Raw genomic sequence first — 11,951 nt, 5'->3', positions numbered from 1 at the left:
CAGCGGTCATGGGGCGTCCGTCGACTGCCACGCTCTTTCACGCGCCTCCGGAACGTCGAGACTGAATCCGCCATGAGCCAGTCCCCTGCCGATCCGCCCACCTCCGTGTCCGGCCCGACCGCGCCCGCCGCGCCGGCCAATCCACTGGCCGACGTCAAGCAACTGGGCATGTGGGCGGCGATCGCCAGCCTCGGTTACGTGTTTTGGGTCGTGGGGGCCATGGAGATGATCGAGCGCCTCGCCTACTACGGCGTGCGCGCCGTGGCCACGCTGTATGCCACCCGGCCCGCTTCGGAGCACGGCCTGGGCGTCACCATGGCCCAATTTGGCTGGCTGCTGTTGTGCTGGAATCTGGCCCAGTCTCTGGTACCGATTTTCACCGGTGGTCTCTCTGATCGCTACGGCTACAAACAGACCATCTTTGTTTCCACCCTCCTGAAATGCCTCGCCTACTTGATCATGGCCTGGTGGCAGACCTTCGCGGGCTTTTTTGTGGGCGCGATGTTCCTGGCGGTGGGGACGGCCGTCTTCAAGCCCGGCATCCAGGGAACGCTCATCAAGGCCACCAACCGCCTCAACAGCTCCATGGCCTGGGGCATTTTTTACCAAACGGTCAACATCGGCGGGTGGATCGGGCCCCTGATCGCCCTGCACATGCGCTCCCACATGGGCTGGCAGATGGTTTTTTACACCAACGCGGCGTTCATCTGTCTGAACTTTCTCTTGCTGCTGACCTACCGGGAGCCGGGACTCGAAGAACGGTTGGCCCGACGGGAGCGCATCCGCGCCGGCCTGGAGCAGGAAAAGCCCCTCTGGCGTGAAAGCCTGGCGGAACTGCGCAAACCCCACCTGACGGTGTATCTGCTCATCTTCTCGGTCTGGTGGTTGATGTTCCCCATGCTGTGGGACGTGCTGCCCAAGTATGTGGAGGACTGGGTGGACACGCGGCCCATGGTGACCTTCCTCTTCGGAGCGGACGGCGCCCAGAATGCTTTGGCGCGCTTTTTCCTGGGCATGGATTCGGCCGGACAGCACATCCAGCCCGAGGGCATCGTCAACATCAATGCGGGCATGATCATGTTGACCTGCTTTTTGTTTGCCGGCCTGAGCGCGAAAATGCGGGCCACGGACAGCCTGTTGGCGGGCACGTTGTTGATCGTGACCGCCCTGACCGTGTTCGGGATGACGCGGCAGGTGGGTTGGGCCGTGTTGGCCATGGTGATCTTCAGCGCGGGCGAAATGCTGGCCAGCCCCAAATACAGCGAGTTCCTTGGAAACGTGGCACCGCCGGACAAGAAGGCCATGTGGATCGGCTTCTCCCAGGCTCCCATCCTGATCGGTTGGACCATCGAAGGGAAACTGGGACCGCACCTGTACCACATGTTTTCCGACAAGGACCAGTTGGCGCGCCGGACCCTGGTGGAGGAGCTCGGATGGAGCCGGGATGCCGTGTCGCAACAGGCCCTGCCGGTGGGCGAGGCCTTCCGCAAGTTGGTGGAGGTCACCGGGCAATCGCCGGAGGCGCTCACCCGGGAGTTGTACGAGGCCTACCATGTGGGAACCACATGGTTCGTCTTCGCCGGCATCGGCGTGCTTTCGGCGGTGATGATTTATCTGTACGGTCGCTGGATTCGGAAGCTGGCCCAACGCCCGATGCAGCCATAAGCATCACTCGAGTCCCGCATCCCCGGGCGGCGCCTCTGAACCGGGCATTCCCTTCGGCCGGAATGACATCCGTCGCTCGGGCTTTCAGCGGCGCGCAGACCAGGATCGCTCTTGACGCCGCGGATCATGGAATGCAGGGCCGCCCCGTCGAGTCATGTCGCAGGGGCGGTGCGCTTTTCCGGCCGATCCACACTCATGGCAGCCCGGGCACCGCGCCCTCCCGCCGGTTCGTCACTATTTCGAGTAGAAACTGAGGATGGGGATGTCCCGGGGGTTGTTGCGGCCCAGCACCGCCACAAACGTGCGATGGACCCCGTTGACCTCGGCCTCCACGGTGACCTCGAAGGTGCGGCTGCGCTGATCCAGATAACGCGCGGCCGCCGTAGCTTCGGCAGGGGAAAGACCGGCACTGACCAGCATGTCGAGCAACGACAGCCCGGGGGTGCCCGCCGGGGTGTCATCCTCGGTGCCTTCGACCCCGTCGTAGCCGGCGCGCAACATCACGATGCGCGCCGCCCGGCCCTCGTCGATGAACGGCACCAGTTGCAGGGCACTGATGGAAGCGGTGTTGATGTTGAGCTTGCCCGAAGAGAATGTCGTGAACAGATCCACCAGGCCCACCGGAGGCGTCAGCGCCGAGGTCACCACGCCCAGCGCCGGGGTGCGCGCTCCGTAACGGCCGGCCACGGCGTTGCTGACCGCCGGCCCCCAGTAGAGTTCGGGCGTAATGCCCCGGACCAGCAGCAGTTCCGAGAGGTCATCCATCGGCCGGTTCTTGGCAAAGTACGGCGGGTCCAGCGTCTGGTAATAGTCGCTTTCGGCCCCGCTGAGGTGCGTGTCATCGTCTGCGTCGATCCAGTCCAGGATTGCGCTGACCAGGGCCGGGAACTCGCCCGGATCGACCCCCATCACGATGAAGGCCTGTTGCAGGATCAGTTCATCGGCCACGTTGATGTTGAACTTCCGCTCCAGATCCACGATGCGGACGGTGAATTTACCCGGGCCCAACTGGACGTCGGCCAGTTGCACGCCGGCCAGCGGGCTGTTGGAGGTGCAAAGTCCGCCCGGTCCGCCGGCCCAGACCTGGTTCAATGCATCGTACGGTTCGCACCCCAGGGCCAGCTGCTCGGCCAGCACATAACGGGCCAGTTCCACCCCGGACCGCCCCAGCCACAACAGTTCCGATTCGGAGGCCGCGTTGCGGGCCAGTTTGGTTTCCACCCGCATCGAATAGGCAAAGCCGCCGGCCAGGATCGACAGCACCAGCACCGTGATCATGACGATGATCAGGGCGATGCCGCCACGGCCGTGTTCTTTTGCCAACGTCAGACGCATACCCTCAAGGAGTGGGAGGCCCACCGGGCACCGGACCGGGCCCACCGGGCGTGGGCGCAGGAATGACGGGCGGCTGACCCGGGCCCTGCGGAATCCCCGGCGTCCCCGGAGCACCGGGCACCGGACCGCCCACGCGCGGCACCTGGAACTGCGGCGGCACCCCGCGGCTGGGCACGGCAACCACCCGGGTGACCACGCGTTCCTCACCGGAGCGCCGGGTGCCGGGTGGGTCCATCCGCAGCGCAACCCGAACCAGCGGCGGCAGTTGATTGGTCAGGGTCCATTCCTCCACCCAGTCCCCGGCACGCAGATCCCAGAATGCCAGCTCCAGCGACCTTACCTGCCGGGCCAGGATCAGGGGATGGTTCTCCTCGTCCTCGTCCAGATCGCGCACCAACGGGTGCTGTCGCAAGGTAAGCACGCGGTCATTGTCGGGTCCGGGTTCCACCCGGAAGATCACGCGGCGCACACTCAGGTCGCCGAATCGGCCGCTGCGCGGAAACGACGGGGGCAGCCGGGCCACAAAACTCAGCAAGGCTTCTTCGCCGCCCTGGGCGACAAAGCCGTAGTACTCCGCGTTGACCACCGAGAGCTGGGCCATCGTCAGGGCGTCTTCGAGGGTTTGCAAAGCGATGCGCGATCGCTGGGCCTGTGCCGCGGCCTCCAACCCTACTTTCGAGGCCCGCAGAATCGCCGTCCAACTCGAATAGATGGCCGCGACCACCAGACTCAGGATGGCCACCGCCAGCATCGCCTCCACCAACGTGAAGGCTCTGCACTTCCACCTGGCTCGCTGACGCCCCCTCATCGTCGCAACGGAGGAACGGCCGTCCCGGCCGGGGACGGGATCGGCGACTGGGTTTGGAAGAGCAACACGCTCATGGTGGAGACCTGACGGCCGCGGCCCTGTCGCGACCGCACCACCATGTCCACGCGCACCAGCCCGTTGGTGATGGGGATGACCTCAAAATCGAACTGCTCCTCCGGAAAGAGATCGCCAAAGTCCCCCGAAAACATCCCCTCCTCCAGACGATTGGACACGGTCAGAAACGCGGCCAGGGCCGAGGCATTCACGTGCTGCAGTTGCAGGGCTCGGGCATTGCGCAGCGAACTCGAGACCAGCGCCAGGATGGCGAACACGGCGGCAAAAAACATTGCCATCGCCAGCATCACCTCGATGAGGGTGAAGGCGGTGCGGCCCCCTCTCGAGGCTGTCCGTCGCAAAGTCGGGTGGCTGCAGACTGGCAGGTTCATCGGTTCCCCAGGGTTTCGACCCGGGCCAGGGCGGTGGTGACCTCCAGGGAGATCTTGCGATACTCGTTGCGGTCGGAGCGCAACACCAACGTCAGCTCATCGCAGGTGCCGTTGGGGAAGAAGCGCACGCGCGCCAGCTCGGCGTCTTTGAACTCCACGAAGTTCACATCCACCATTTCGAGGGCGATGCTATCCGGCAGCCGGGCCGACAGCCCGGAACGCTCCTCCAGCCGGTTCAGCGGGGAGCGAGCGACCGGCTCGGGCCCCGAACCCGCCTCCGCCTCCGCGGCCTCCTCCGTCCCGCCGGCCACCCACAACAGCTTCTCCTGCGGCCGGATCCACAACTCCACCGGGTGCCCCCCCAGAATGGCCCGCGCGCGCGCCGTGCTGCACACTTCCACCACGTCCGCCACCGCCTGGCGAAAATCGGCTTTCCGCCGCAACTGCGAAAACGCGGGGATGCTCATTGTCATTACGATCCCCAGGATGCCCACCACAATCATGATCTCGATGAGCGTCCAGGCCCCAGCGGACCGCCCCGGCCGAACCGCCACCGCCCCGTCCGCCTGCCGCTGTGCCCGGCCCCTGTGCATCACCGCCCTCCTCACCGTGCAATGTTCGAAGTAATGGCGAACATCGCCGACAAGACGCTGAGCAGGAGGAATCCGACCCCCAGGGCCATGACGATGATCAACACCGGTTCGATCAGGTTGGTCATCACCCGCAGGGCAATGCTCAGCTCGTTCTCGTAGGTGTCGGCCAGGTTGCGCAGCGCCCCCGGCACGTCTCCGGTTTCCTCGCCAATTTTCACCAGGTCCACCATCAGTTGCGGGAACAACTTGCTGCGGGCCAGCGGCTGGGCCAGCGTCTTGCCGTCGGTGACGTCCTCCCGTGCCCGGGCAATGGCCTCCTTGACCAGGCGATTGGGAATCACCTGTTCGGTGATCTTGAGCGCCGTGAGCACCGGCACGCCGTTTTCGAGCAACGTGGACAGCGTGCGCGCGAACGTGGCGAACAGGTGCAGACGCACCACGCGCCCGAAAATCGGGGCGTTCATCTTCCACTGGTCGATCTTTCGTTTGCCCTCCTCGGTGGCCTGGAAGCGATTGAACACGATCCACACTGCCAGCACCACCAGCAACAGCAACCACCAGTATCCACTCAGGAAATGACTGATGCCCACCACCAGCCGCGTCATCAGGGGCAATTCGACCTGCATGCCTTCGAACATGGTCAGGAACTTGGGCAGCATGTAGGTCATGAAGAAGAACATGATGGCCACGCCCACGAGCGCGACGAACGCCGGGTAGACCAGGGCGGAGCTGAACCTGGCCTGCACCTGGGCGAATCGCTCGAAATGTTCCGCCATGCGGCGGAGCACCTCCACGAGCGCGCCGCTCTGCTCGCCCGCCCGCACCATGTTCACGTACAGGTCCGAGAACACCACCGGCTGCTTCGCCATCGCATCCGAGAGACTCCGACCCTCCATGACCTCCTGCCGCAACTGGCGGGCCACGTCGGCCGGAATCCCGCGGCTTTCCAGGTGCGTCATGCTGTGGAGCGCCACCGTCAGGGGCATGCCTGCCTGCAGCAGGTTGGCCAGTTGCTGGGTGAAAGTGGCCAGCTCCTGCAGTCGGGGTTTGCGCGGCCGGCTGCGCCACGCCTGCCAACTGCTCGGCCACAATCGCCGCAACGTCGCCGCGGCGGATCCCCGCCCCCGGGCCGCGCCCTGCGCGCCGCCCTTGGTGGCGTCCACCGACACCGGGAACAGTCCCAGCCGCTCGATTTGAGCCAGCACCGCCGCGCGATCGGGCCCTTCCAAGACCCCTTCCACCACCTCGCCGGTTCGCCGGCGTGCTCTGTAGGCAAACTGAGGCATCGCTTCCTTGAAGCAAAAACCGCTGTCCCTGAAAAGTTTCGGCTGGATCGGGCGGCCCACCGGGGAACCGCAACCACGGCCCGGATGCGGGGCAACGTCGCCCGGACCACCCCGGGGCCGGGTCCGCGCTCGTTCCGACTAGCCGACGGGCTTGCGCCCGGGACCGGCCGCCGGCGTCCCCTCGTTCAGGCTGCCCCGGCGATATCCCTGCAGATCCACGGTGACGTGCGCGTAACCGATCTGCTTCAGGGCCTCGGCAACCCGGAGCGCCACCCCGTCGGCCAAAAACCTGGGCAACTCGTCGGGGCCCACCTCGATGCGGGCCAGCGCCGGGCCGGGCCGCCGCCCGGCAGTCTCCGCACTGACCGGGGTCGGCAACGCCCGGGCCTCTGGCGCGGCCCCCGGCAGCTCATGATGCCGGACCCGGACATCGCGGAATCCCAATCCTCGCAAGACCGCTTCGGCAGCCTCGATCATCCGCAGTTTCTCCGGCGTGACCGCCTCGCCGTAGGGCACCCGCGAGCTCAAACACGCCATCTGGGGTTTGTCCGCCGTCGGCAACCCCATCGCAGCGGACAGGGCGCGGATCTCCGACTTGGTCAACCCAACCTCCTTGAGCGGGGCACGCACCTGATGTTCCGCCGCGGCTCGGGCCCCCGGCCGCCAATCGCCCACGTCGCTGGCATTCTCCCCGTACACGATGACGGCGAAACCCTCGGCTCGCGCCAGCGGCACCAACACATCGAACAACTCGGTCTTGCAGAAATAACAACGATCAATGGGATTGGCCAGGTAGTTGGGGTTTTCGAACTCCCGCGTCCGCACCACGCGCACCGGGAAGCCAAACCGACGCCCCAGTTCCAGCGCCTCGGCCAGTTCCTGCCTTGGCAGGCTGGGAGAGTCCGCGATCACCGCCAGCGCCCGTTCCCCGAGGGTCTGATGTGCCACCACCGCCAGGAACACCGAGTCCACACCGCCCGAGTAGGCAATCAGACACGAGCCATACTCGCGCAGGCGCGCTCGCAACGCTTCCAGCTTCTCGTCCGGCACAGCCCCAAATTGACACCATTCCCCACGTCTGTCGAGCCGCAGGCCCTTCCCCGGGCATGCGCGTCGGCCGCCGGCGGGGTTTCGGGTCCGGGCGCTGGCCTTGCCCTCCCCTGCCCGAACCTCCATGCTGCCGCCGATGCAACCGTCACGCCAACCCCAGGAACCGCCGCTGTTGCGACTGGCGCGACGCCTCCAGGCGATCGCGCAAACCGGTTTGACCTACACGGAGGGAATCTACGATCGGCAGCGATATCTCGAGCTGACGGAACTGGCAGCCGAGTTGATGCACTGCAGCACCGACCTCCCGGTGATCGAGCTGCGCGAACTGTTCGCACGTCAATCCGGCTATGCCACGCCCAAGGTGGACGTCCGCGCCGCCGTCTTCCAGAACGACCAAATCCTGCTCGTGCAAGAGTCCGAAGATGGACTCTGGACACTGCCCGGGGGTTGGGCCGATGTGAACGACGCCCCCAGCGAGGCCGTACGCCGAGAAGTGCGGGAAGAAGCCGGCCTCGAGGTGCGCGTCACGAAGCTGGCCATGCTGCTGGATCGCTCCCTGCATCCGCACGAGCCGCCCTTCCCCTTTCACGTGTACAAGCTGTTCTTCCTCTGCGAGCCCGTCGGAGGCACCCTCCAGCCGGGGCTGGAAACCCGCGCCGCCGCCTTCTTTGCCCGGCACGATCTGCCGCCGCTTTCCCGAACGCGCGTGCTGCCCGAGCAGATCCAGCGCTTGTTCGACCACGCGCGCCAGCCCGAGTTGCCGACCGATTTCGATTGACTCCGGCCCGCCCCACCCGCGCCGCGCAGCGGCGGCCCTTCACTCCTCCAGAGTCGGATCCCAGCCCGCAGCCTCCCACCGCCGCAGTGCCTCCGCCACTCCCTCGCCGTGATCCAACCGGCTCACCAGGCCGCCCGCCCGCCGCACCGCCTTCTGCACCTCCGCCACGGCGTTGGCCGGTGCCGCCAGAAACCGCGCCACTTCCGGTCGCAGCATCGGCAGGTCATTGAAGTGGTCGCCGGCAGCAAAGACCCTCTCCGGACCAAACCCCAGCCGCCGCGCCAGTGCCGTCAGCGCCGTCCCCTTGTTGAACGCAGCATGGCAAAACCGCGCGTACACGTCGTTGCGAACGTAATCGAGGTCCGGGATTTCCCGGCAAAGCTGGCGCGCCCGCCGTTCGATGGCATCGGCCTCCGCCGGATGCGCCGCCACCACACAGAAGGGCGACCAGGCGTCGGCATAGACCGTGGCCCGGAATCGCTCCTCCACCCATGCGGCCAGCTCCGGCACCCGGGGCCGCAGCCGCTGGAACAGCTCCGCATGAGCCTGCTGACAGGCCCGATTCCACTCCTCCCAGGCCACGTATTCGGAATGCTTCCGCACGTAGATCTCCCGTTCCACCAGAACCAGAAAATCCGGCCAGACGTTCACCTCCGCCCGGGCCAGCGACTCCAACAGCGACGTCAGGTCCCGGCCGGTATTGATCACCCAGAACCCGCCCTGGCGCTGAAACCTTCCCACCCAGTCCAGCAACTCGGGCGCCAGAGGCGGCTGCTCGAACTCGGCGAAGATCGTCCCGTCAAAATCCGTTGAAACCAGCGCGATCTGTTGCTGTCCCACGTTTCCTCCTCCCATCCATCCGCGCAAACGCCCTGCTTCCCTCGGCCGCTTGGCCCGTGCCGCGGGCCTGCGGGGGCTTGCAGTGGCTTCCCGATCCTGTCGGGCGGGATCGAACCCGGGCCATTTAGCCATGATCGTACCTGACAGCAAGCCCGGGCCCACCGCATTTCGGTTTTTGCGGCCCGGGTTCGGGGATCCCAAGGAAGTGAATGCCGTTTACCCGCCGGCCTTTCCGCGCCGATGACGCATGGAATTCGGCCGGGCTTTCGGAGGTGTGCAAAACCTGAAATGCGCCGGACAGCCGATTCGCGGCGCCAGGGCCCCTGTCTGCGCCAGCGCCGCTTGCGACAATCCGCAAAAATCCATTCCCACCCAAACCGTCAAGGGTCAGAAAGGTAATCGCGCCCTCGGGGCGCCGTGCGATTGACCCAACGGCACGCAGGTGCGCCGCCCGAGGGGGCGGCACGGGGTGCCCGTTGCCGTGGGAATGGTTGTGCCTCCAGCACGCAACATGGTTGCCCCAGCGGGGCGTGAATTCGCCAGCCGGGCGTCGCCCTTGCGCACTGGGGTTGCACTGATACGGACGAAGTCTTGACCCATCGGCGCGCCGTGCTGTTGCCCCATCGGGGCGAGAATCCATCAGCCCAGGGCAACGCCCTGCGTAAACGGGCGCCGTCATTCATCCCGCCCCGGAGGGGCGGAATTCGGCGGGGCACGCCCGAGCCCCGCAACGGGGGTCGTCGGGTTGCGCCCTTTCAGGCCATGGTAAGTTGGGGAACTGAATCCCCGAGGCGTCGCCCTGGCCTTTCGAATGCAATGCGCCTTTGGCGCGTGGATCGGCCCGTGGGTTCCGATGGCCCCCCGAAAGGGCATTTCCGTTTTTTGAGCCCGAATCGAGGATTCCGACAGAATGCCGTTTTGCCCCGGCCTTCCCGCGCCCGGTACCCCGAGATTGCGCCGGGCTCGCGGGGATGTCCAAAACCTGAAGGGCACCTGCGGGGGACGGAGGGCGGGTTTTTGGCCTTGCGCAGGCCCGGGACGGTCGTATGCTTGCCGGTCGCCTGGACTCCGCGGGTGCGGATGTTCCGCAAGAGGCTGAGAAACGAGAAGTCAACGTGTAACCTAACTTGCGGTCCCCGGGGAAGACCCGGGACCGGCCCCGGCTCGAGGCCGGGGAGCAACCTCCGTTGCCGTTGCAACGACTGGTTCGTTAGGCAATGGAGCATTCGGCAGCGCCCCCCAGGGTGCGTTCCCAAACGCTCCACAGCATTCAGAGAAGGCAGAGAACTCTATGTTCACCATGGAAGACGCCATGAAGCAAAGCCCGATGCGCTTTGCGGTTGGCGAAATTGTCCCCGGCACCATCATTGAAGTCCGCCCCAAAGAGGTTTTGGTGGACATCGGCTACAAGAGCGAAGGGGTCATCCCCCTGAGCGAGTTCGAGGAACCCGAGTCCCTCCATCCCGGCATGCAGGTGGATGTCCTGATCGAGAAACTCGAGGACAAGGACGGCATGGTGGTGCTGTCCCACGAAAAGGCCGTGTTCAAGAAGAACTGGGAACGCATCCTGTCGATCTGCAACGAGGGCGGACGCATCCAGGGCAAGGTCAAAGCCGTGGTCAAGGGCGGCCTGCTGGTCAACGTGGGGGTGGAGGCCTTCCTGCCCGCCTCCCAGGTGGACATCACGACGCCCAAGAACCTTTCCCAATACGTGGGCAACACGTACGAGTTCAAGGTGGTTCGCATCAACCCCGAACGGCAGAACATCGTGTTGTCCCGGCGCGAGGTCATTGAGGAGGAGCGGGCCCGGCGCCGCGCCCAACTGCTGCAGGAAATGATGCCGGGCGACATCCGCAAGGGTCGCGTCAAGAACCTCACCGATTTTGGTGCCTTCATCGATCTGGACGGCATCGACGGTCTGCTGCACATCACCGACATGAGCTGGGGGCGCATCGGGCACCCGTCGGAGCTGCTCAAGGTGGGTCAGGAAATCGATGTCGTGGTCCTCGACGTCAATCGCGAGAAGGAACGGGTGAGCCTCGGCCTCAAACAAAAGACGCCCAATCCCTGGGATCAGATCGAGACCAAGTACCCCGTGGGCTCGCGCGTCAAGGGCAAGGTGGTCAACCTGGTGCCCTACGGCGCCTTCGTCGAGCTGGAACCCGGCGTGGAGGGCCTCGTCCACGTCACCGAACTGTCCTGGACCAAGCGCATCGCCAAACCGTCGGACGTCCTCCAGCAGGGCCAGGAGATCGAAGCCGTCGTGCTCAGCATCAATCGCGAGGAACAGAAAATCTCGCTCGGTGTGCGCCAGCTGGAACCCAACCCGTGGGACACGATCGACCAGAAGTACCCACCGGGCACCCGCGTCAAGGGCAAGGTGCGCAACCTCACCAGCTACGGCGCCTTCATCGAACTCGAGGAAGGCATCGACGGGATGGTCCACGTCTCCGACCTGTCGTGGACGCGCAAGATCAATCACCCGTCCGAAGTGCTCAAGAAGGGCGACGAGGTCGAGGCCGTGGTGCTGGAAGTGGACAAACCCAACCAACGCATCGCCCTGGGCATCAAACAGCTCACCCCGGATCCCTGGGAGCGCATCGACGAGCTCTACAAGGTGGGCGACCTGGTCACGGGCAAGGTCACCAAGCTGGCCAGCTTCGGCGCCTTCGTCGGACTGCAGCACGACATCGACGGTCTGGTCCACATTTCCCAAATCAGCGAGGAACGCGTGGACAAGATCAAGAACGTGCTCAAGGTGGGCCAGGAGGTCACGGCGCGGGTCATCAAGATCGATCGCGCCGAGCGCCGGATCGGCCTCTCCATCAAGGCCGCCCACTACACCGAGGAACAACTGCGCGAAGAGCAGAAGCTGCTCGATCAGCTCAAGCCCGGCGAGGACCTGGTCGCCCTGCAACACGCCTTCGAAGCGGCCGAGGAAGAACGCGAACAGGAGGAAAGCGAGTCCGGACGCTAGGGCCTGCCCGTTCTCCAGCCGGGACATCTCTCCCCGCATTCACGCGGGCGGATCGGCACTGCACGGTCCGCCCGTTTTGTTTTGTTCCGGCCGGACCCCGCGCCCACCGGGTCAACGCTCCCACCGCCATTTCCCTTGGAGCCCGCGGACCCGGGCCTCGGGAGCTCATGCCA

The 11,951-nt window shown here is 65.5% G+C and carries 9 protein-coding genes and 1 pseudogene; 3 read left to right on the top strand and 7 right to left on the bottom strand.

Annotated features, from left to right (window positions below; all coding sequences use genetic code 11):
* Nucleotides 1-168: 168 nt before the first annotated feature.
* Nucleotides 169-1,665, top strand: a complete 1,497-nt coding sequence (locus tag ACPDIT_RS12545; RefSeq protein ID WP_423444421.1) for an MFS transporter — start codon at nt 169-171, stop codon at nt 1,663-1,665.
* Nucleotides 1,666-1,899: 234 nt separating this feature from the next.
* Here ACPDIT_RS12545 and ACPDIT_RS12540 read toward each other — a convergent pair whose 3' ends face one another.
* From ACPDIT_RS12540 to larE, 6 genes are all read right to left on the bottom strand, one after another.
* On the bottom strand, nt 1,900-3,000 hold the full coding sequence (locus ACPDIT_RS12540) for a general secretion pathway protein GspK (protein WP_423443997.1): 1,101 nt from the start codon (nt 2,998-3,000) through the stop codon (nt 1,900-1,902).
* Between the two features lie 4 nt (nt 3,001-3,004).
* A complete protein-coding gene (locus ACPDIT_RS12535; RefSeq protein WP_423443995.1) occupies nt 3,005-3,808 on the bottom strand; it encodes a PulJ/GspJ family protein in 804 nt (267 codons plus the stop codon).
* Nucleotides 3,805-4,254, bottom strand: a complete 450-nt coding sequence (locus ACPDIT_RS12530) for a hypothetical protein (RefSeq protein WP_423443993.1) — start codon at nt 4,252-4,254, stop codon at nt 3,805-3,807. Before ACPDIT_RS12530 ends, ACPDIT_RS12535 begins: the two co-directional genes overlap by 4 nt.
* The gene (locus tag ACPDIT_RS12525; protein WP_423443991.1) at nt 4,251-4,847 is read right to left on the bottom strand and encodes a pilus assembly FimT family protein; all 597 of its coding nucleotides are present in this window, start codon (nt 4,845-4,847) and stop codon (nt 4,251-4,253) included. The genes ACPDIT_RS12530 and ACPDIT_RS12525 overlap by 4 nt, the downstream gene beginning before the upstream one ends.
* Before the next feature lie 11 nt (nt 4,848-4,858).
* Complete coding sequence (locus ACPDIT_RS12520) at nt 4,859-6,133, bottom strand: type II secretion system F family protein (protein WP_423443989.1); 1,275 nt, start codon at nt 6,131-6,133, stop codon at nt 4,859-4,861.
* 138 nt (nt 6,134-6,271) lie between these two features.
* Nucleotides 6,272-7,183, bottom strand: coding sequence for an ATP-dependent sacrificial sulfur transferase LarE (gene larE, locus ACPDIT_RS12515; RefSeq protein ID WP_423443987.1), 912 nt, complete (start codon nt 7,181-7,183; stop codon nt 6,272-6,274).
* 136 nt (nt 7,184-7,319) lie between these two features.
* Here larE and ACPDIT_RS12510 point away from each other — a divergent pair, with 136 nt between their 5' ends.
* On the top strand, nt 7,320-7,961 hold the full coding sequence (locus tag ACPDIT_RS12510) for an NUDIX hydrolase (protein ID WP_423443985.1): 642 nt from the start codon (nt 7,320-7,322) through the stop codon (nt 7,959-7,961).
* 39 nt (nt 7,962-8,000) lie between these two features.
* Here the strand turns inward: ACPDIT_RS12510 and ACPDIT_RS12505 are convergent, their stop codons facing one another.
* Nucleotides 8,001-8,933: an HAD family hydrolase gene (locus ACPDIT_RS12505; RefSeq protein ID WP_423443983.1), complete on the bottom strand. Its 933-nt coding sequence runs from the start codon at nt 8,931-8,933 to the stop codon at nt 8,001-8,003.
* Between the two features lie 1,138 nt (nt 8,934-10,071).
* Here ACPDIT_RS12505 and ACPDIT_RS12500 point away from each other — a divergent pair.
* A pseudogene (locus ACPDIT_RS12500) lies at nt 10,072-11,778 on the top strand (30S ribosomal protein S1); the annotation flags it as partial.
* Nucleotides 11,779-11,951 lie beyond the last annotated feature (173 nt).

This window comes from Limisphaera sp. VF-2 (genome assembly GCF_049537125.1).
Classification (GTDB): Bacteria; Verrucomicrobiota; Verrucomicrobiia; order Limisphaerales; family Limisphaeraceae; genus Limisphaera.
This window is presented reverse-complemented; position numbering and strand designations above follow the sequence as displayed.